The 21,163-nt window shown below is 57.1% G+C and carries 19 protein-coding genes; 6 read left to right on the top strand and 13 right to left on the bottom strand.

The features are described from left to right. From AS89_RS0111915 to AS89_RS0111935, 5 genes are all read left to right on the top strand, one after another. The coding region (locus AS89_RS0111915) for a PH domain-containing protein (protein ID WP_237709684.1) at window positions 1-559 on the top strand (559 nt) is incomplete at its 5' end. Between the two features lie 87 nt (window positions 560-646). Continuing rightward, window positions 647-1,174 (top strand): hypothetical protein, encoded by a 528-nt coding sequence (locus tag AS89_RS17470; protein ID WP_010132878.1) that lies wholly within the window; start codon window positions 647-649, stop codon window positions 1,172-1,174. A 49-nt stretch (window positions 1,175-1,223) separates the two neighbouring features. After that, window positions 1,224-1,952 (top strand): esterase/lipase family protein, encoded by a 729-nt coding sequence (locus AS89_RS0111925; protein WP_050901696.1) that lies wholly within the window; start codon window positions 1,224-1,226, stop codon window positions 1,950-1,952. 257 nt (window positions 1,953-2,209) lie between these two features. Next, complete coding sequence (locus AS89_RS0111930) at window positions 2,210-2,686, top strand: Gifsy-1 prophage protein precursor (protein ID WP_010132881.1); 477 nt, start codon at window positions 2,210-2,212, stop codon at window positions 2,684-2,686. Between the two features lie 43 nt (window positions 2,687-2,729). Then, a complete protein-coding gene (locus AS89_RS0111935; protein ID WP_010132882.1) occupies window positions 2,730-3,749 on the top strand; it encodes a mechanosensitive ion channel family protein in 1,020 nt (339 codons plus the stop codon). A 103-nt stretch (window positions 3,750-3,852) separates the two neighbouring features. On the opposite strand, the gene AS89_RS0111940 is transcribed toward AS89_RS0111935, so the two are convergent. The 11 genes from AS89_RS0111940 to cysM all read right to left on the bottom strand — a co-directional run bounded on the left by AS89_RS0111940 (window position 3,853) and on the right by cysM (window position 16,281). Further along, window positions 3,853-4,860, bottom strand: coding sequence for a tryptophan--tRNA ligase (locus AS89_RS0111940; protein WP_010132883.1), 1,008 nt, complete (start codon window positions 4,858-4,860; stop codon window positions 3,853-3,855). Between the two features lie 127 nt (window positions 4,861-4,987). Then, complete coding sequence (locus AS89_RS0111945) at window positions 4,988-6,073, bottom strand: tRNA-queuosine alpha-mannosyltransferase domain-containing protein (RefSeq protein WP_010132884.1); 1,086 nt, start codon at window positions 6,071-6,073, stop codon at window positions 4,988-4,990. Then, window positions 6,073-6,957 carry an NAD(P)-dependent oxidoreductase gene (locus tag AS89_RS0111950; protein WP_033230423.1) on the bottom strand — a complete coding sequence of 295 codons (885 nt, stop codon included), beginning with the start codon at window positions 6,955-6,957 and terminating at the stop codon, window positions 6,073-6,075. Before AS89_RS0111950 ends, AS89_RS0111945 begins: the two co-directional genes overlap by 1 nt. A 57-nt stretch (window positions 6,958-7,014) precedes the next feature. After that, complete coding sequence (locus AS89_RS0111955) at window positions 7,015-7,815, bottom strand: undecaprenyl-diphosphate phosphatase (protein ID WP_010132886.1); 801 nt, start codon at window positions 7,813-7,815, stop codon at window positions 7,015-7,017. Window positions 7,816-7,838: 23 nt separating this feature from the next. Further along, window positions 7,839-8,582, bottom strand: coding sequence for a tRNA (adenosine(37)-N6)-threonylcarbamoyltransferase complex dimerization subunit type 1 TsaB (gene tsaB, locus AS89_RS0111960; protein ID WP_100169378.1), 744 nt, complete (start codon window positions 8,580-8,582; stop codon window positions 7,839-7,841). A 241-nt stretch (window positions 8,583-8,823) separates the two neighbouring features. Then, on the bottom strand, window positions 8,824-9,714 hold the full coding sequence (locus tag AS89_RS18795; RefSeq protein ID WP_158217362.1) for a hypothetical protein: 891 nt from the start codon (window positions 9,712-9,714) through the stop codon (window positions 8,824-8,826). Window positions 9,715-9,934: 220 nt separating this feature from the next. Further along, window positions 9,935-10,954, bottom strand: coding sequence for a ferrochelatase (hemH, locus tag AS89_RS0111970; protein ID WP_010132890.1), 1,020 nt, complete (start codon window positions 10,952-10,954; stop codon window positions 9,935-9,937). Between the two features lie 344 nt (window positions 10,955-11,298). Then, the gene (adk, locus tag AS89_RS0111975; RefSeq protein WP_010132891.1) at window positions 11,299-11,952 is read right to left on the bottom strand and encodes an adenylate kinase; all 654 of its coding nucleotides are present in this window, start codon (window positions 11,950-11,952) and stop codon (window positions 11,299-11,301) included. A gap of 281 nt (window positions 11,953-12,233) precedes the next feature. Further along, a complete protein-coding gene (gene mazG, locus AS89_RS0111980) occupies window positions 12,234-13,046 on the bottom strand; it encodes a nucleoside triphosphate pyrophosphohydrolase (protein ID WP_010132892.1) in 813 nt (270 codons plus the stop codon). 46 nt (window positions 13,047-13,092) lie between these two features. After that, window positions 13,093-15,345 carry a GTP diphosphokinase gene (relA, locus tag AS89_RS0111985; RefSeq protein WP_029249982.1) on the bottom strand — a complete coding sequence of 751 codons (2,253 nt, stop codon included), beginning with the start codon at window positions 15,343-15,345 and terminating at the stop codon, window positions 13,093-13,095. 27 nt (window positions 15,346-15,372) lie between these two features. Further along, window positions 15,373-16,281 carry a cysteine synthase CysM gene (cysM, locus tag AS89_RS0111990; protein ID WP_010132894.1) on the bottom strand — a complete coding sequence of 303 codons (909 nt, stop codon included), beginning with the start codon at window positions 16,279-16,281 and terminating at the stop codon, window positions 15,373-15,375. A gap of 187 nt (window positions 16,282-16,468) precedes the next feature. Here cysM and AS89_RS0111995 point away from each other — a divergent pair, with 187 nt between their 5' ends. Then, complete coding sequence (locus tag AS89_RS0111995; RefSeq protein ID WP_237709685.1) at window positions 16,469-19,354, top strand: response regulator; 2,886 nt, start codon at window positions 16,469-16,471, stop codon at window positions 19,352-19,354. Window positions 19,355-19,407: 53 nt separating this feature from the next. Here the strand turns inward: AS89_RS0111995 and recO are convergent, their stop codons facing one another. Together recO and era are read right to left on the bottom strand one after the other, a co-directional pair. Then, on the bottom strand, window positions 19,408-20,187 hold the full coding sequence (gene recO, locus AS89_RS0112000) for a DNA repair protein RecO (protein WP_033230424.1): 780 nt from the start codon (window positions 20,185-20,187) through the stop codon (window positions 19,408-19,410). A gap of 17 nt (window positions 20,188-20,204) precedes the next feature. Next, window positions 20,205-21,116 (bottom strand): GTPase Era, encoded by a 912-nt coding sequence (gene era, locus AS89_RS0112005; protein ID WP_010132897.1) that lies wholly within the window; start codon window positions 21,114-21,116, stop codon window positions 20,205-20,207. Between the last annotated feature and the right edge of the window lie 47 nt (window positions 21,117-21,163).

Genomic DNA, 21,163 nt, shown 5'->3' on the forward strand with positions numbered 1-21,163 from the left:
CCATGTGTTTGAGAGACCTATGACGATGCCAGAGCAGCACCCCACATTGAGATCGGCACGTTTTGACGCCCCCTGGAGCAAAGAACTGAAACTGCTGACACTTCTGGCCAGCGTTATATTGATCGGCATCAGTACCCTGTTGCTGGTAAATGAGCCTGAGCAGTCACCTCCCTTGTACCAGCTGGGTATCTGGCTACCTCTGGGGCTGTTGTTGCTGTGCGCCCTGTTTACCGTCCGGGGTTACCAGCTCCAGGGCGATCAGCTGCTGATATTACGCCCTGGCTGGCACAGCCGGGTGTCACTGCAGGGAGTGGAATCAATCACTCAGGATGCGAAAGCAATGGACGGGTCGATCAAATTGTTCGGGAATGGCGGCCTGTTCAGCTACCTGGGGTTGTTCCGCAATAAACATCTCGGGCGCTTTCGCGCCTACGGCACAGATGCGGCAAGGGCCGTTGTCATTAAGTGGCCAACCTCTACGGTGGTAATCACCCCGGATAAACCCCAGCTATTCACGCAGGTCACCCAGAAACTGGTGAGTTCTAAAGGCGCCGCTTGACGGCGCTTGCGCAGGCTCGGGGGTCGTCGTCGACCCCGCAGGCTAAAACCCTGCCGTCCAGTGCTGGCGCTGGACTACACTCATTGAATGCAGCAATACAGCCTCGAACGGAATAATCAGCACGCCATCCAGCGCCTGTGGGTTGCGATGGCAATCTGCCTGCTGGTGGCGAGCGCGATGAGCTTCGCGCTGGAGTCACGTACCGAATCCCTGCAGTTTGCCAAGGGCGCAACCAGCGCTTCCGTCTCCGACAAAATACAGGGCTACAACGGCGTCAACTACACCCTCCGCGCAAAGGCGGGGCAGCTGATGACGATCACGCTTACCTCACCCCACACCGCCACCTACTTTAATGTTTACGGCCCTGGCACGGGCCCCGGCGATGCGGCGATCTATATTGGATCGATCAAGGGCGCGCGCTTTTCGGAAAAGCTCGCCAAAGACGGCATTTACACGATTCAGGTTTACATGATGCGCAGCGCTGCGCGTCGCAACGAGTCGGCACCCTTTACCCTGCAAGTGGAAATAGATAGCAAACGCAGCAGTCGTTCGCGCAAGGAGAAAAATCCCAGTCGCCTCGCGGCGTCATTTGACCCAGAGCCTGACGGGAGTTAACGTCTGGGTACTTGAGTAGCTACCCCGAGAAATGGATTTCTTTAACACCATGAAACCCCTGTTGCCCGCGCTCGCGATCATCTATCTGATCCTGTTTCTGCCTTCGCCCGCCCTCGCCGGAGACTGCGTAATACTGTTACACGGCCTCGCGAAGTCAGACCATTCCATGCAGAAGCTGGACTCGGCACTTACCGATGCAGGGTTTGCGACCGTCAATGTGGATTACCCCTCCACCGAGTACCCCATCGAAAAACTGGCGGGCCCGGCCATTGCGCCCGCTCTGGACCGCTGTGCAGAACGTGCCGACAAAGAACACAGCCAAACCAAGGTACATTTTGTTACCCATTCCATGGGCGGCATCCTGGTTCGGCAGTACCTCAGTAAAGTGACGCTCGACAACCTGGGGCGTGTGGTCATGCTTGGCCCACCGAATCGCGGCAGTGAAGTGGTGGATAACCTGGGAAGTTTACCGGGGTTTCACATGATGTTTGGCGACGCCGGGCTGCAACTGGGGACGGGAGAGATGAGCACTCCCAACGCGCTAGGTGCGGCGAACTTCGAGCTCGGGGTTATCGCCGGCACCCGCAGTGTCAACCCAATTTTATCGAGCATGTTGCCGGAAGAGGATGACGGAAAAGTCACCGTTGCCCGTACCCGCCTGGAAGGAATGAACGACCACCTTGAAATGCCTGTCACCCACGTTTTTATGATGAAAAACCCTCAGGTTATCGAACAGGTGATTTACTTCTTAAACCGCGGTGTCTTTAAGCGCGACTAGATCAAGCAACTAGTCTCGCACGCACCAGACTACACTACCGGATCTTCCCGTTAGCGGCAGGGTCCTCAGTGCAGTTACCGATACTCCCCTTAGCGTTACCCTTAGCATTCCCGTCGAGGGCACTAAGTGCGCCCACAGCGCCAGACACTTTCCCAGTTATTGCCCTGAGCGCTTTACTCCATCGGCCGTTCTCACGTGCCGCTTGGCGACTCTCCAGATGGCCAGTTCCTCCCGCATGGCCAGTTCTAGAGTGGCAAGTGCGTCTTGGCCTGATCTTGCTGATCCTGTCCGTACCCTGCCCCACCGCTTATGCGGATTCCCATAAAGTTATATCGCCCCCGGGCGATACCGAGCATCAATTAGCCTCGCCGGGCGGAGCGCGCATCAAGCCGGCGAAAATCCTGTTGCGCCAGAATAGTGAAAATCAGCTGGTGGCGAATGGCATAACCGGCTCCATCCAGGGGGAAGACACCAGGGAGTACTTGTTTGCCGCCAATACCGGGCAGCAGTTGCAACTGGAACTATCGAGCGATCATGCACTCGTGGGATTTCGCATCACCGCGCCCGCATCCACACGACCGCTCTACCACAGCCATGGCAAGGAAAGCAGCTACTCCGTGACGATACCGCGCGATGGCACCTATCGCATCCGCGTCTTTCTAAAGAATGCGGCCGCGGATAAGAATGAGCGCGCAGACTTCACCATGAACATACGCATCAGTAACCCGGGATAACTCCTCTTCGGTCTGGAAAACAACTGGAGCAGCAATCAGTACCGTGCAAGAGCAAAACACGACTACACAGATCGATGCAGACCTAAGCCAAGCCATCGGCCAGGTGGACAATTGGGTCGACAGTGCCGTCAAATTGCTGCCAAATTTTGCGGTAGCCATCGTTGTGCTGGTGGTCTTTTACTGCGTCGGTGCATTCCTACGCTTTCTGGTCCATCGCTACTTAAATCGTCGCAATCGCGCCAATTTAGGTGAGGTGCTGGGCAGCCTCGTAAAGTGGGGCGTTACTCTCGCCGGGCTTCTCATCGCCGCAACCGTCGTGATGCCCAGTTTAAAGCCCGGCGACCTGATTGCCGGTCTCGGTGTGGGATCGGTGGCAATTGGATTTGCCTTTAAAGATATTCTGCAGAACTGGCTCGCGGGCCTTTTGATCTTGCTACGGCAACCATTTGAGGTAGGAGATCAAATCCAGGTTGCGGATTTCGAAGGTACCGTGAAGCGCATTGAAACACGGGCCACCATGATCAATACCTACGATGGGCAGAGAGTAGTTATCCCGAATAGTGACATTTACACCAGCGCCATCCTGGTAAAAACAGCTCGCTCCATGCGCCGCAGCGATTTCGACATCGGCATTGGCTACAGCGACCAGATCGACGAAGCCTGTGCAGTAGTTTTACAGACGTTAAAGGCAATAGAAGGCGTGGCACAAAGACCGGCCCCCGAAGTGCTCCCCTGGGGCCTAGAAGCGAGCTGGGTCACGATTCGTGCGCGCTGGTGGACCAACAGCCTTCAGAGAGACGTCACGCACGTGCGGGCACAATTTATCGAAAAGGTTAAGGTCGCGCTCGACGAGGCTGGTATCGACATGCCCTTCGAAACGCAGGTCCACCTGTTCCACGACCAGACCGATGAAACCGATGGCGAACGGGGCGTACAGCGGGAGGGCTGGCCAAGGGGTAAGAAAGCGTCTCCGCGTGCACGCTGGAAAGCGGAGGCGGACACCAAGGCGGAGGTTTCGGGGGACCGGCAGGCGACAAACACACCGCGCAGGGATCGGGATTAATTCCCTGGGTCAGAAGCGCGCGCTCTTACCTTTCTTACCTTTATCTTGCCGCACGCATTGCCGGCCACTCCCCACCCTGAGAGAGCAGCCATTGGCCGCGGGCTCAGGCAATCTTGCGAATGCCCACCGCTTCACGCAGTTTCGCCAGGAATGGCGCCGAATAGGCACGGGCCTTTTCTGCGCCCTTCTCCAGCTCTGCCTCAATCTGGGCAGGATTGGCCAACAGAGCCTCGTACCGTTCACGGGCTTCACCGACCTGACCATTGATCAGCTCAAATAGCTGCTTCTTCGCTTCGCCCCAGGCAATACCATCGGCAAATGCCTGACGCATCTCGGCGGTCTGCTCCGGAGTAGCAAATGCCTGCCAGATCTGGAAAACAGTGGACGTATCCGCATCCTTCGGCTCGCCGGGCTCCAGCAGGTTCGTCTTAATCTTATTAATGTGCTTTTTCAGCTTCTTCTCGGGCAGGAACAGCGGAATGGTATTGCCGTAGCTCTTGCTCATTTTGCGGCCATCGAGCCCCTGCAACACAGATACGTGATCATCTACCACCGCTTCTGGCAGCGCAAAATGCTCACCGTAGTGATGATTGAAACGGGCAGCGATGTCGCGCGCCATTTCAATATGCTGGATCTGGTCCTTGCCCACCGGGACCTTGTTCGCGTTGAACATAAGAATGTCCGCTGCCATCAGGATCGGGTAGCTGTAGAGCCCCATGTTGATGCCAAAGTCAGAATCCTGGCCATCATCGCGGTTCGCGTCGACCGCGGCCTTGTACGCGTGAGCGCGATTCATCAGGCCCTTGGCGGTCTGGCAGGTCAACAGCCAGGTAAGCTCTGGAATCTCCACGATGTCCGACTGGCGGTAAAACACCACATTGTCGGTATTGAGCCCCAGCGCCAGCCAAGTCGCAGCAATTTCCAGGGTGGACTGATGCACCTGCTCCGGATCCTGACACTTGATCAGCGCGTGGTAATCCGCCAGGAAATAGAACGACTGATTGTCAGCGTCCTGGCTAGCCTCAATTGCCGGGCGTATCGCGCCCACATAGTTACCCAGGTGAGGAGTGCCTGTCGTCGTAATCCCGGTGAGAACCCGCTGTTTCTTCATAGCTCGTGAACATTCCAACTGAAAACTTGTATCCCGCGCACGTATTGCGCGGGCGCTATGATACCGGCATAACGATTCAGACTGAACCGGCCCGACAACCCTATCTCGCAGTTTCACCCTCAGGGCGTCAGTGACAGCACGCTGCGCGCATTGCTTTCTCATAGGGTGCCCGCCAGTGATCCCAACCATAGTGCGCGATCGCCACGGGCTCCAGTGTGCCACCTCGCTGCTTGATCGATTGCAGGGCCGACAACCGCTGTACCGCAGCGGCCTCCGAGGCGTACAGGCAAGATGCCGGGTAAATTTCAGGATACGCCATCGAATGGGGTACTAACGGGATGGCGCCAAGCGCCGTCGCCTCCATTACCGCCAATCCCTGAAACTCGTGATACGCCGTGGACAGGAACACATCGCTGTCGGCGAGTAACCTGCGGTACTCTTCCAGGTTCTCCACGAAGCCCACCCTTAGCAAGCGGTGTGCGAATCGAACCTGAATTTCCTGTAGCTCGGCGGGGACTTTGCGAAACGACTGACCAAGCAAATTGAGCCGGTATTCCATTCCCGAAGCCTCAAGCCGGTCCAGGATACGCAGCAGGCGATCCGCCCCCTTATCGTATTCCCAGCGTGCCGCCCAGCTGATGGTGAGGTAGTCAGCGCACTCTCCTGAACCATAGGGCGATCCCAACAGCTCCTGCTCGAGCGGCACCGGCATGACCAGGCTGCGCGTGGCGACATGTTCTATCACGTGTGGAGGGACGGCATCCGGCAACTTGCCCAGAAGTGCCGCCGCGCCCTCGAGAAAAGTGCGGCGATTGAACTCAGAATTGAACACCACCTTGTCGCCGCACAGGGCCGTGTACAGATTGAGTATTTGTGGTTCCACCGACTGGTGGGCTAGACCGGTTTTCGGATAGGCAAATTGGTTTTCGTGAAAATAAACCAACGCGGGAATGCTCGCCAGCGCAGGAACCAGCCCGCGCAAGGCCGAGAGGTCGGTCATCGACGTGGCGACGAGGAGATCATAGGGTCGCTCCAGCGTTGCCCGCTCCGGACCCAATGCCCAACTCAGGCTGTTGCCGCGGATGCGCCAGCTGAAATAGCGCGGAGGCAGGGTCAGCACCGTCCACTGCCAGTCTGGGAAGGCGGCCACCAGCCCGCGGCGCCACCGCTTGTGGCTTTCCGCATCGTAGGCTGACAACAGTAAAACGCGCATCAATCGAACTTACGCACGTTCTCCAGACGGGCAAACAGGCTGGACGTGTCCCAGCGCCCCCCGCCAAGCGCCTGGACTTCACTGTAAAACTGATCCACCAGCGCGGTCACCGGCAGTAGAGCGCCATTACGTCGCGCCTCGTCCTGAACAATCGCCAGGTCCTTGCGCATCCAGTCCACCGCAAAACCGTGTTCATACTCACCTGCCAGCATGGTTTTATAGCGGTTTTCCATTTGCCAGCTCTGTGCTGCACCCTTGGAAATAACCTCAACCACCTGTTCCGGATCCAGACCCGCTGCGCGCGCGAAGTGCAACCCCTCGGACAGACCTTGCACCAACCCGGCGATACAGATCTGATTCACCATCTTGCACAGTTGACCACTACCCACCGGCCCCAGCAGATTGGCCGCTCGTGCGTAACAGTCCAGCAAGGGCTTGGCTCGCAAAAATTCAGCCTCGCTGCCACCGACCATGATTGTAAGTGCCCCGTTCTCAGCGCCGGCCTGGCCCCCGGAAACCGGAGCATCCAGAAAACCGATCTGACGTTCGGCTGCTTTACCTGCCAGTTCATGCGCTACGTCGGCTGACGCGGTGGTGTGATCCACAAACAGGCTCCCCGGTGCCATGCCAGCAAAGGCGCCTTCGGCACCCACTGTCACCTGACGCAGGTCGTCATCATTGCCCACACAGGCAAAGACGATCTCAGCACCTTGCGCAGCCTTGGCAGGCGTCGCAAATACCTCTCCCTGATAGTCATCAAGCCACTGGCTGGCACGGGCTCCAGTGCGGTTATAGATCTGCACCGGATACCCGGCTTGGGAAAGATAACCGGCCATGGGATACCCCATGACACCAAGCCCTATAAACGCGACGGTTGTCTTCATAGTTACTCCGCGAAGTTAAGTCGTGCAGTACTGAAACCCAGCTATTTATTGGCAAGCTCAACCGGCAACAATCAACCAGATCAGTACCGCTCCCAGTAGCAAGCGATAGATCGCGAATGGTGCCATACCAATTCGACTAATAAACTGCAGGAAAAAGTGGATACATAGGTAAGCACTAATTCCCGACAGGATTACACCAAGAAAAATACTACCCCAGGGTACGGCTTGCGTATCGAGAAGCTCAAGGGTCAGCAACAGTGCACTTAACGCAATAACCGGGATCGACATCAAAAAAGAAAAGCGTGCTGCCGCTTCCCGCTTCATACCCAACATCAAGCCCGCGGTCATGGTAATACCGGAGCGCGAAGTACCAGGTATAAGCGCTAGGGCCTGCGCAGCGCCAATCATCAACGCTTTTTTCCAGTTCAACTGGCCCAAACCATCGTGTCGTTTGCCGTATACGTCTGCCCACCACAGCAGCAGGCCGAAGATAATCGTGGTTGCCGCGATGACTGCCGATGAGCGCAGGTGGGTTTCGATAAAATCTTTAAATGCGAGACCCGCCAACCCGGCGGGAATGGTTGCCAGGACGATGAGCCAGGCGAGCCGCCCCTCCTCACTGAATTGCCCAGTTTTAAAGCCACCAAGGCCATCGCAAATCAAATGCCACACGTCCTTGCGGAAATAAATAAGTACCGCCATCAAGGAACCGAAATGCACCGCCACGTCAAACGCAAGCCCCTGATCCGGCCAACCCAGCACCTGATTCGGCAAGATCAAATGTGCGGAGCTGGAAATGGGCAAAAACTCGGTTATCCCCTGAATGAGTGCGAGGATGACGATCTGAAAGGTTTCCATACTATCTCAACTGCGTAAAACGATTATTTGGCCGGGCGAATCCGCTCGCGTTTTTTCCAGGTAACTTCGTTACGCAGGTATGCGGGCTGCAGCTTGTCAGCGGAGACAGCTTGTCCCTGCTGCCACAAATCCGCTGCGAGCACGGCGATATCCTGCGCGTGGATACCTGCATCCATGAACAGCGCCCGAGGATTCAATGCTGCAAGTTCTGGATAGCCCCATCCTGGTCCTGCGGCGAGCAGTGGTGCTTCGTCACATTCTGAGCCAGAGACCTCTGTTGCCACGTAGCCAGCTGCCTGCAAAGCAGCAATTACCTGCTCCGGAGAAGACACCTGATCTGGCAGCAGCGCATGCCCGGGCTTCGCCGCATCATACAGACCCCAGTAAACCTCATTCATTCGCGCATCCAGCGCTGCCAGAACCGGCTTTTGAAGCGCCGACCATTCCGGCTTGTCTCGCGTCGCGCCCAGGGCCAATGCCGCCAGGCTCGAAACCGGAACAACCGGCAGGTCGGCAGAAAACGCGAGCCCCTGTACGCAGCTGATTGCAATACGCAGGCCGGTAAAAGAACCCGGCCCCTGGCTCACCGCCATGCTGTCCATCTGAGCCAGGCGGTATCCACTCTCCCCCAATAGCTGCTCCACCATGGGCAACAGGCGGCGGGTGTGGTCGCGTTCGGCACGGACAAATATCTCGTTTACCTGCCCCTGGTCATACAGGGCGACAGAGCAGGCACCAGAGGTAGTATCGACAGCCAGGATTTTCAATGAATAAGGCCCCAATTTGGTGAGATCTAAGTAAACGGCCACAGATGCCGCCGGCCGCGGACACCTGACGCGCTGCTGGCTGCAGACACGCGGGAAATCGACCTAAGGGATTGGGGACGAATTGTGGCATGGCCAGCGGCAAACGCAACCGGCGGGAAGGGAAATAAAAAAGCCCCGGGGGCTACCCCCAGGGCTCATATCTCAGTCCAGCCCCTATATGCTTCTGGCGAGGGGCTGCGGATCACGCCTTCTTCGGCGGACGGCCACGACGGGCACCGGCTTTTTTCGCCGTGGCCTTCGGTGGACGCCCCCGGCGGGCGACTTTCTTGGGAGCCGACTTGGCTGCTTTCTTAGCTACCTTCTTAGCAGGTTTCTTGGCTGCTTTCTTGGCCGGCTTCTTGGCGGTTGCCTTTTTTGCTGCGGCCTTTTTAGGACGCCCCACGGCCTTTTTTATTGCCGCTTTGGCGGCCGATTTCTTCGACGCAACCTTCTTTTTCGCCTTCTTCGCAGCTTTCTTCGCTTCCGCCTTAGCCTTGGCTAGGGCTTTTTTCTCCATGGCTTTGGCCTTGGCTGCGGCCTTCTTCGCTGCAGTCTTGACCTTGGCTGTTGCTTTCTTCTCGGCGGCTTTTACTTTTTTGGCATCCGCTTTGGCCCGCGTCTTCTTCCAACGCGCTTCAAATGCCTTTAATGCCTTATCCAGATCCTTATCGGCATTCTTAGACAGCTTCTCTGCCAAATCTGAAACAGCCTTCTTCGCCGACTCTTCCGCCTGACGAACGGAATCCATCGCGTTTGCCTTGGCGAGACCAAGTTTCGCCACTGCCAGTTTGGCGCGCAGCTCACGCAACTTACTATTCGCGGATGCGAGTGAATTCTTTGCTGCTGCCGTATTGGATTTCTGTACCCGGGCGCGCGCTTTGCCTACACGGTCCAACTGCGCATCCAGAGCTTTCGCCGCAGAATCAACCGCTTTCTGCGCTTTGGTTACCACCGGTGAGGCGGTAGCTGCGGCTTTGGCGGCCGGTTTTGCTACCCGTTTTGCCTTGGCCTTTTTCTTTGCGACTCGTGCCATCCCTTGTCTCCTTTCTCTATTCGAGAAGTCACTGTGAACACCGAAGTGTGTATCGACCAACTTTGAACAATTGAGAGCAGCCCAGCCATTAAAAATGACGCGGCTGTATCAAAGTTAATAAAAAAAGGAGGGTTTGCAAGAAAAAAAGATTAAAAACAACCAAAAAATACAAATTTTTTGAATATTTTTGGGTTTCAACGGATTTTCTATACGTTTTCCGTTGAAACCTCACAAAAAATAGGCTGGCGGGCGCCGCACAAGAAAAAGAAAAATTTAAAACCTAGATATTTGCCGAATGCAAAACCGCAGCTGGCAGTCGATCACGTACAACGGCTTCCAGTGCCTGCATATGATCCGCACGCGCGTTCAGCGCAGGAATATATCGATACTCAGTACCGCCCGCATCGATAAAGTTAGCGCGATTCTCCACCGCAATTTCTTCCAGGGTCTCCAAACAGTCGGCCGAAAACGCCGGACAAATCACATCGACACTGGCAACACCGTTTTGCCCCCACTCGATCAGAGTTTTATCGGTATAGGGCTGCAGCCATTCCGCTTTCCCAAACCGGGATTGGAAGGTGATCTCCCATTTATCCCTTGGGAGCTGCAAGGATTCTGCCAGGAGTTCCGCAGTGTCGCAGCACTGCTGGTAATACGGGTCACCCTTGCGGACATTGGCTTTAGGGATCCCATGAAAAGACATCAGGAGCTTTTCCGCGGCACCGTGTTTCTCCCAGTGTTCACGCACCGAATTTGCCAGGGCAGCGATATAGAGTGGGTGCTGCCAGTATTCGTGCACCACGCTGATATCTGGCACATTGCGCGATGCCCGCATGATGTCTGCCACCTGATCGTAGATAGCACCCGTCGTCGTCGCGGAATATTGCGGGTAAAGCGGCAATAGTGTGAACCCCCTTGCCCCTTCTTTCTGCAACCGCGCCACCGTCTCCGGCAGGGAGGGAGCCCCGTAGGTCATCGCGTAGGCCACAGTAAATTCGCCCTCTGCGGCAGCATCGAATCGCTGTTGCAAGAGGGTAACTTGCCGCTGTGTGTAGTAGGTAATTGGCGACCCGCTAACGGCCTCACCATCGAGCCCCTGACTCCAGATCTCCCGATACGCCGGCGCGATCTTGGCCGGCCGCAGCGGCAGAATGAACGCATTCAGAATCAGCGCCCAGATTGGACGAGGAATCTCGACAACCCGCGGGTCGGACAGGAAGTCCCGGAGAAACTGCCGAACACCCCTCGGGGTCGGCTCCGCTGGGGTGCCCAAGTTCATCAGGATAATCGCATGCGCCATGGCTATATGGGCTCCTATTGGTCTGCAAGCCTTACTTCAGCTTTCTTGAGGCTAGCCAAATTAGTGCAGCCACTGAGTAGGGTTCAGCGAAATTTTACAAGCTTATGGTTCGCGGTAAACCCATCGATCGCAGGGGTAACCCGCTTTTGATGGACAGAACCAGAACCCTATACACCACAGCCCCTCTTTTGGATTAACCTCGGCGGGCAAAATATCGCTGCATAAAAAAAGCTCCCGAAGGAGCTTTGTGTTGCTGCACATTGTTGCTGCACTCGGTCGCCGCGCAATGGGGGCGAAAGCAGCGCGGGACTGAATAGGTGCAGCTACCGGAAAGGACGCAGCGCTCAGCTCAGCGCTTCAATGACCTTTTCGCGGATATCATCCATAGAGCCTACACCTTCTACCTTGCTGTACTTCGGTGCGGTTTCGGGTGCGCGCTGCGCAAGCTCTCGATAGAAACCAACCAGCGGCTCGGTCTGTTCATGATAAACGGACAGACGGTTGCGTACGGTTTCTTCGGTGTCATCGGCGCGCTGAACCAGCGCCTCGCCGGTGACATCGTCTACACCTTCGTTCTTGGGCGGGTTGTACACAAGGTGGTAAACACGGCCAGAACCTTCGTGCACACGACGGCCCGACAGGCGCTGTACGATTTCTTCATCATCAACCGCAATCTCAAGCACATTGTCGATGGATACGTCGGCATCCAGCAGCGCCTGGGCCTGGGGAATGGTGCGAGGGAAACCGTCGAACAGGAAGCCGTTAGCACAGTCGTCCTGCGCAATACGCTCCTTCACAAGGGCAATGATCAGATCGTCGGAGACCAGTTTGCCAGCGGCCATTACGTCTTTGGCTTCCAGACCCAGCGGCGTACCGGCCTTGACGGCTGCGCGGAGCATATCTCCAGTGGAAATCTGAGGAATGCCAAACTTCTCGGTGATGAACTGGGCTTGAGTCCCTTTACCGGCGCCAGGTGCGCCCAGAAGTATGATTCTCATAAACAGATAGTCTCCAGATCATGCCGAGGCCATTATTGGTTGTTCCGGAGAGCTGATTCCGGCGGCGCCCCGAGAAAAGAGCGCTACCTTACACTTTGCCCCAACACAGAACAAGCCCGCATGTGGTCAGGCCGGATTAAGTAATTTATTTACAAACTAGCCATCAATTCACGCAGACCGTCGCCACTCTGATGAAAAAATAGCCAGGCAATCTAGGGGCAAAATACTGCCCGAACCAAGGGCGCAGAAGCCGCTCGTATGCCAATAGCACTCAAGCGGAGTCACCCCCCAGCGCGCTTTGCTGCATCCCACAGCGCATCCAGCTCCTGCAGCGAAACATCCGCGGGTTGCAGGTCGCGCGCCCGCAGTGCGGCCTCTACGGCACCGAAGCGCTGCTCAAACTTCCGGTTACTCTTGCGCAGGGCACTTTCGGGGTCTTGCTTAAGGTGACGCGCGACATTGACACAGGAAAACAGCAGGTCACCCAGCTCTTCGCTCGCATGCTCGCGGTCACCACTCGAGATAGCCTCGCGCAGCTCACGCAATTCCTCTTTGACCTTGCCAAGCACGCCGTCAATTTCTGGCCAGTCGAAGCCAACTTGTGAAGCGCGTTTTTGCAGTTTCGCTGCTCGGGTGAGCGCCGGCAATCCAGCGGCGACGCCATCCAGCGTGCCAGCCTCGCCTTTTTCCTGCCTTTCCGCCGCTTTGATCGCTTCCCAGTTCGCTTTTACCTGCTTCTCGTCAATCTCCACGGTAGCATTCTCCCCATATAGTTCGCCCGATGGGAATACGTGCGGGTGCCGGCGCACCAGTTTGCGCACCAGGGTGTCGACAATACGGGTAAAATCAAAGTGCCCCGCTTCACGCCCGAGTTGCGCATAGAAGATTACCTGAAACAGCAGATCGCCAAGCTCTTCGTGCAGGTGCTCAAAATCTTCCTGCTCGATCGCCTCGGCAACCTCGTAGGCCTCCTCAATCGTCGAGGGTACGATGGTGGCAAAGCTCTGCTTGAGATCCCAGGGGCAGCCGCCATCGGGGTTCCTCAGCTGGGCCATCAGATACTGCAGATCTTCAACGTTGTAGTTTTGCTTCATTTTCCGCGCCTTCCAGTCCGCGGCCATTCAGAATGAGCAGAAATTATCAGTGCAATATGCGCCGTTTCGCTGAAGCGATATTCGGCAACTGATTAATACGGTGCAATACCTGGCTCAGTTCTTCAAAATTATGAATTTCCGCGGTAATCACCATATCCACCGTGTGCTTGTTTTTGTTGGAGTGGGTCTGCATGGCCGTGATGTTGATCCGCTGACTGTCCAGCATGGTGGTGACATCCCGCAGCAGGCCATGTCGGTCGTAGGCTTCCACCATAATCTCAACGGCATAGACCTCGGTGGGCTTTTCCGACCACTCCACCTGCAGAATCCGCTCCGGTTCATCCGCCTGCATACGCAGCATATTCGCGCAGTCTTTACGGTGAATGGATACACCGCGGCCAAGGGTGATGTACCCCATGATTTCGTCACCGGGTAGCGGGTTACAGCAACCGGCAATATGGGTCATCAGGTTGCCGACACCATCGATATAAACATCCGCCTGCCCTTCGCGGGCCACGGGCGCGGTCAGCGAAAGGACTGGCTCATCCTGTTCCACCTTGACCATGCGTTGCGCGGCATTCAGCACCTGGCCGACACCAATATCGCCCGCCCCAACGGCAGCATAGAGGTCATCCAGCGAGTGCATATTGAGTTTCTTCGCTAGCTTTTCGTAGTCAAAGTCGGGAAGCGCCAGCTGCTTGAATTCACCATCAAGGATTGAACGCCCTTCCGCGACATTCTGATCCCGCGCCTGCTGCTTGAACCAGTGAATCACCTTGGCGCGCGCACGGGAAGTGGTGATGTAGCCCATGCTGCGCGAGATCCAATCGCGACTGGGGGACTCCCGCTTGCCCGTGAGAATTTCCACCTGGTTGGCCGTCTGCAACTCATGGTTGAGCGGCACAATGCGCCCATCTACCTTGGCACCGCGGCAGCGATGCCCGATCTCGGTATGGATACGGTAGGCAAAGTCGAGGGGCGTCGCCCCCTTCGGCAGGTCCACCACATGCCCGTCTGGTGTAAAGACGTAGATACGCGTATCGACGTCGCTGGCCTGCAGGTCGTCCTGCAGCGGGTTGCCGCCCACTTCTTCGTGCCAGTCCAATACCTGGCGCAACCAGGAAATTTTTTGCTCGTAGCCGTCCTGCCCTTCCAGCTGCCCCGACTTCTTGTCGGTGCCCTTGTAGCGCCAGTGTGCACACACGCCGTACTCCGCCTCTTCGTGCATGGCAAAAGTCCGGATCTGGACTTCGAGCACTTTGCGATCGGGGCCGATTACTGCGGTGTGCAGGGAGCGATAGCCATTTTCCTTGGGCGAGGCAATGTAATCATCAAACTCATTGGGAATGTTTCGCCACAAGTTGTGCACGATACCCAGCACTGCATAACAGTCGCGCACCGTAGGAACCAGAATGCGCACCGCACGGATATCGTAAACCTGCGAGAATCCGATATTTTTCCGGCGCATTTTCCGCCAGATACTGTAAATGTGCTTTGCGCGCCCAAACACTTCGCCGTCGATATCCGCCTTGTGCAACTCATTGCGCAACAGGCTGAGCACATCGTCGATATACTCCTGTCGCGCCAGGCGCTTTTCATCCAGCAGACGCGCAATCTGCATGTAGTCATCGGGTTCCAGATAGCGGAATGCCAGGTCCTCAAGCTCCCACTTGATATGACCAATACCCAGCCGGTGCGCCAGCGGTGCATAGACATCGGCCACTTCCCGGGCAACCCGGCGTCGCTTGGCTTCATCTGTGTTTTTTGCCGCGCGAATGGCGCAGGTACGCTCCGCAAGCTTGATTAGCGCAACCCGCACATCGTCAACCAGCGCGACCAGCATCCTGCGAATGTTTTCCGAATGCTCTTCGACCGCGCCGCTCTGATTTTCTTCACCAGTATCGGCACTGCGGCTGCGAATCACCGCCATGCGCAGTACGCCGCGAATCAATTTGGCGACGGTCTCGCCCATCTCCGCTTCAACGGTTTTCAGCGGTAAGCGTTTTTCTCGCACTGCGCGATACAGCATGGCCGCGCACAGGGCCTCACCGTCAATTTGCAGGTCCGCGAGGATTTCCACCATTTCCAGGCCGGTAAGGAAACTGCTCGCGCCTTCCGCCCAGATATTTTCCGCTTCGATGGCCCGCTGTTCCGCGTCCTCACTCATCTCCACGGCTTTGCGCAGATTGACGACGGTACCGCCATCGAGCTGGGCCATGGACTGAATGTGGCGAAGCCATGCCTCCCGGTCCAGGGTGCCGTCAGCTAAGCGCGGATAATTTTTTCTAACCTGTACCAATGGTCTAACTCGCGATCAAAATCATGTTTACTGGTCGGCGTTAAACAGACCCGAGGAGAGGTAGCGATCGCCGCGATCACAAATAATTGCCACGATGGTGGCATTTTCCACTTCGGCCGAGAGTCGCAACGCCCCGGCAACGGCGCCGCCGGACGATACCCCGCAAAAAATACCTTCTTCGCGGGCCAGTCGGCGGGTCATGGTCTCCGCCTCGGCCTGACTAATATCCATCACGCGGTCAACTTCCTGCGGGACAAATATTTTTGGTAAATAAGCTTGGGGCCAACGGCGAATGCCGGGAATCGCGGAGCCTTCTGTCGGCTGCAGGCCAACAATTTGAATATCCGGGTTCTGTTGTTTGAAATAGCGGCCGCAGCCCATGATGGTGCCGGTAGTACCCATGGAGGAAACAAAGTGCGTTATCCGCCCGCCAGTCTGACGCCAGATCTCAGGCCCGGTACTGTCGATGTGCGCCTGCGGGTTGTCCAGGTTGGAAAATTGATCCAGCACCAACCCCTGCCCTTCGGCTTGCATTTGTAATGCCAGATCGCGCGCGCCTTCCATCCCCTGCTCCGAGGTGACGAGAATCAACTCCGCACCGTAGGCCGCCATTGCAGCCTTGCGCTCATCCGTAGCACTTTCGGGCATGATCAGAATTAATCGATAGCCTTTAATTGCGGCTGCCATCGCCAGCGCGATACCTGTGTTGCCACTGGTAGCCTCGATCAGGGTATCGCCGGGTCGAATTTGCCCGCGAGATTCGGCGCGCGTGATCATGGAGAGCGCCGGGCGATCCTTCACCGAACCGGCAGGGTTATTGCCTTCCAGTTTCAGCAACAGGGTATTGCTGGTCTGCCCCGGAATACGCTGCAAGCGCACCAGAGGGGTGTTGCCAACACAATCGGCAATCGTCGGGTAATCCGTCGGAAAATCCATCGTTACTACAGGTCCATCGGCCTAGGCGGGCGCTTATTCTACCTCCCAGCCGGCGCCACTGCGAATCGCGCACGGACCAGCCACAGATTTCCGTGTGCTGAAACCGTGAAATGGGGCTGGTTTCTACCGCCAGCAAGGGTAGAATCGGACAAAAATAACACAATACGCATTAGCGCAGTCAGGCAACATGGTTCAATCCCGCTCCTCTGACCCTTCGTTCAGCCCACAGATGACACCGACAGGTGCCCCATCCAGGCGACGGCGCCTATCGCTGCGCGCCCTGTTGTTCCGCTACGCGATGACCCCCGCGCTCCTCCTGACCATCCTGCTGTGCCTGCTCTTCACCTTGCAGCAGGCCGGAGATCGCCGCGACCTGCTGCTGAGCCACGGCCGCGCCAGCGCCGAAACCCTGGTTGAGTTGATCCACCTGAGCGGTGGCCACTCCTTTGAAGAGCGTATTGAGTGGCTCGATAAAAGCCTGATGGCCCTGATGCTCGAGCGCGGCATGATCCGCTCGGTACAGTTGTACCGTGCGGACCTCAACGCGCAGGGGGAGGAAGAGTTTAACCTCATCTCCAGCGTCGGCCCGCGCCCGCGAACGGTGTTTACCGCCAGTGAGCTGCGCGGCAAGCATGCACATATCTACGAGGACCTGCATAGCCTGCACGTAATGCAGCCCTTGATTGGAGAAAATGCCAACTGTTGGCTGAGCATCGAACTACATCGCCCTTACTTCCTGGTGGGGACCTATCAGGTGGCTCTGGTCGGCCTAATGGGACTGATCTTGTGCAGCCTGGTCGCCCTTGTGTGGGCCGCGGCCATCGCCGAGCGCGCATCCCACAGCCTCGAACGATTTAAACGCGCCCTGCAATCCATCGGCAGTGGCAACTTTTTGACCCAGATCCCGACTTCCAGAAATCTCGAGCTGTATCAACTGAGTGAAGAAATCGGACATATGGCCCGTAACCTCTCGGAGTATCAGCGGGATTACCAGGAGGGCCTGCACCAGACCATGGAGGACCTGCGCCAGTCGCTAGACTCGATGGAAGAGCAAAATATCGAACTTGAAATGGCCCGCAAGAAGGCCGAGGAAAACAGCCGGGTGAAGTCCACTTTCCTTGCCAATACCAGCCATGAAATTCGTACCCCGCTCAACGGCATCATCGGGTTTACCAACCTACTTCTGAAAACTGAGGTCGATCAACTACAGCAGGATTACCTGCAGACCATCCTGCGGTCATCAGAAAACCTGCTGACATCCATGAATGACATTCTGGACTTCTCGCGTATTGAGTCTGGCAACCTGGTGCTTGACCAAAGCCCCATGAATCTGGGTCAGGTTTTGGAAGAGACGCTGCAGATCCTCGCGCCCTATGGCTATGAGCACAACCTGGAACTGGTGCCGTTCGTCGACCCGCAGTTGCCGCCGTCACAAATCGGCGACCCGCTGCGTATCAAGCAAATCCTGACCAACCTAGTCAGCCTCGCCATCCGCAGCTCGGAGAATGGCAGCATTCCCGTGCGCATCGCGGTGCTCAGCGGTAAAGCTTCCGAGCTCATGGTGCGAATCACGATCACCGACAATGGTGGGCGCGCGGACGAGCAGCGCCGCCGCGAGATGCGCCTCCTGCTTACCAGTGCAACGGCACAGCACCAACTATCCAATAGCGGTATGGGCCTCGGCATCGCACGTAATTTAGTGCAATCCATGGGCGGGGAAATCGGCCTCGAGGACAACGACCAGGGCAGCTGCAGCTACTGGATTGCGCTCCCCCTCACCATCGACCGCAATCGCGTCGCAGTGACTCGTGAGCAGTTCCCCGGGTGCCGCCTATTACTTGTGGATCCCAATCCCATTACCCGGACACAGATCTACCAGCAGCTCAGTCACTGGCGTGCAGCTCCGCTGGAGCACAACGATGGCGAGAGCCTGGTGCCCGCAGTGGAACAAATGTGGCGCCACGACGCGCTTCCCGATGGGTTGATTATCGATACCGCCCTTGCCGGGGACGACTTCGAAGGCTTTATCAGTACCGTGCAGCAACTGGTGGACACCTATCAGTGTCGGGTGATCGTACAGGGGTCCCCGGTGGACTTACGCCGCTGTTACGATGCGTTGCGCACCCGCGTACTGGCCTTCCTCGCCAAACCGGTAAGTCGCGATGGCCTGCTCCGTGCCCTAAAGCGCACGGTACCGCAACAGGCGCAGTCCCGCCCACAAACGGGCAGTTACCCCACTACGCCATGGCCAACACAGCCCAAGGTGCTGGTGGTCGACGACTACGAGCCAAACCGAAAACTGATGATTGAACTACTGCGTGCGCAGCACATCGAGGCCCCGACCGCGAGCTCCGGTGAAGAGGCGCTTCAGCAATGGCAAAGTCAGCATTTCGATATGATTTTCATGGACATCCAGATGCCCGGGCTGGACGGCATCGCCACCACACAGCTGATTCGCGAACGGGAATCCGGTCGCCGCACCCCGATCATTGCACTCACCGCCCACGCCGGCACCGAGGAGAAGTCTCGCCTGCTCAGCGCAGGGCTTGACGATTACCTGAGCAAACCGGTCAGCGAGACGCAGCTGGCGCACACCGTAAAGCGCTGGATGGAAATAACCAGCACACCGGCAACAGAAGCCCCGTCCACAGCGGTGGAACCGCGTCTGGTCGATATCGGTGAAAGCCTGAATCTCGCGAACCAGGATGCCGGCCTCGCGCGCGATCTGCTGCGCATGTTGCTAAAAGGCTTGTACGAAGACGAGCAGGAACTCGCTCGACTGGCTCAGGGTGAAGACTACAAAGGGTTGTTTGAGCGCGTACATCGCCTGCATGGTGGCTGCTGCTATTGCGGCGTACCGCGACTGCGCAATGCCACCGGGCAACTGCAGGAATTACTGCGTCCGGTTCAGGAGTTTGAGCCGGAAAAAGCCGCAAAGACACTGGACGGCAGCGCCTTTAAAGCGGCCTATAAACTGGTGAGAAAAGAGATTCGTGGCCTGCGCGACTGGGGTGCGGACCAGGATCTGGGCGCACTATTCGGTATTGAATGCGAAGAAGCTGAAATCGATTGAAGAGCCCGTGACAGCCCGTGAGAACCCCTGTCAGCCGCTAGGAGCCCCGGAGGCTATTCGGCAGCATAAACCTGACGAAACAGCTCGCGACTTTTCATCGGCCGGCTACCGAGCAAGGGGCCGAGCAACAGCCGGGTAAGGCGCTTGGCTTCCAGCAGTATTTCCGCCGACAACGCTGCGGGAAGCGCATTGTCATCGGGCGCTGCTTCACCCCTGAGCAACTCGGCAATCGCCAGCAGATGACTACCGTAAAAGTCCACCCCACGCGGCGCCTGCCCGGGCGGCACCACCACCGGTACAAAGCCGTCTTCCTGCGTCAACCGGTACACGCTGTGTGCACTTACCGCGGCACCTTCCATCGAGCTATAAGCCAACTCGGGGCAGCTACCCAGGGCATGCAGCAACTGCAACTCAAACAGTCGCAGTGGCATCTCCAGCTCGCTGCTATTGTCTCCTGACAACTGCGCGAGCCACGCCAGCAGACGCTGATACGCCGCGAATACCGCAAGCAGGCTCTCCCCCTCCGGCAATAAGCGCAGTAACAGCTCATTGGCATAGAGTCCGCCATATACGGCGCGACCTTTCAGCCACAGTGACTGTCCGGCACTTTCCACGGGGCCAAGGGTTTTCAAATCGCGGCGCCCGAGCAAGGTCACCAGCAGGGGGGCAAATGGCTGTAGCGCCCGCTGGCGACGCTGCTTGTCGCGGCGAGCGCCCTTGGCGATACAGGAAATCCGTCCGTACTCGGGCGTAAGTAACTCCAGAATCAAGCTGGAGTCCCGGAACGGACGGGAATGCAAAATATAGGCGGGTTGCGGGGGAAGCTGCTGCACGCCGATGGGCCAGACGTTTACTGTTTGTCCACGTAGCCGAGACTGCGCAGCGCGCGCTCGTCGTCGGACCAACCGGACTTCACCTTGACCCAAAGATTCAGCATCACTTTGCTGTCGAACAGGCGCTCCATATCCACGCGCGCCTGTTGGCCGATTTGTTTGATACGCTCACCCTTGGTTCCGATCAGGATACGCTTCTGACCGTTGCGCTCGACCAGAATCGCAGCACTGATGTGCAGCACCTTGCCCTCCTGGCTGAACTCTTCTACCTCAACGGTAACCGCATACGGAATTTCCGCGCCCAGCTGACGCATAACCTTCTCGCGCACGATTTCGGCCGCGAGGAAGCGCGAGCTGCGGTCGGTAATTTGATCTTCTTCGAAGAAGTGCATGCCCTCGGGCAATCGCTGGATAATCACATCTTCCAGCGACTGGAGATTAGACGTACGCAGGGCGGAAATGGGCACAATCTCAGCCTCGGGGAAACGCTCGGCCAGCGCCTGCAGTTGCGGCAATACCGCGTTCTTATCCTGCAGCTGATCTACCTTGTTCACGGCAACAATCAACGGGCACTTGAGTCCCCGCAGTTTTTGCGCCACCAGCTCGTCACCCTCGGTCCATTTCACCGGCTCCACCACAAACACCACCACGTCCACATCGCGGGTAGAACTGATCGCGGCACGGTTCATATAGCGGTTGATCGCCTTTTCTTCCCCTGCATGCAATCCCGGCGTATCCACGAAAATAATCTGGTTGGTCCCCTCGGTTTTGATCCCCAGCATGTTGTGACGCGTGGTTTGCGGCTTGCGAGAGGTAATGCAAATCTTCTGCCCCAGCAAATGGTTCAGCAAAGTGGATTTGCCCACGTTGGGGCGGCCGACAATGGCAACGTAGCCGCAGCGGGAAGTTTCAGTATTGGGTTCGCTCAAGGGGGTCTCCGAGCCGGTCGAGCCCGCATGCATCCGCAGGCGGGGCA

Source organism: Microbulbifer agarilyticus S89 (assembly GCF_000220505.1).
In the GTDB taxonomy this organism is placed as follows: Bacteria; Pseudomonadota; Gammaproteobacteria; order Pseudomonadales; family Cellvibrionaceae; genus Microbulbifer; species Microbulbifer agarilyticus_B.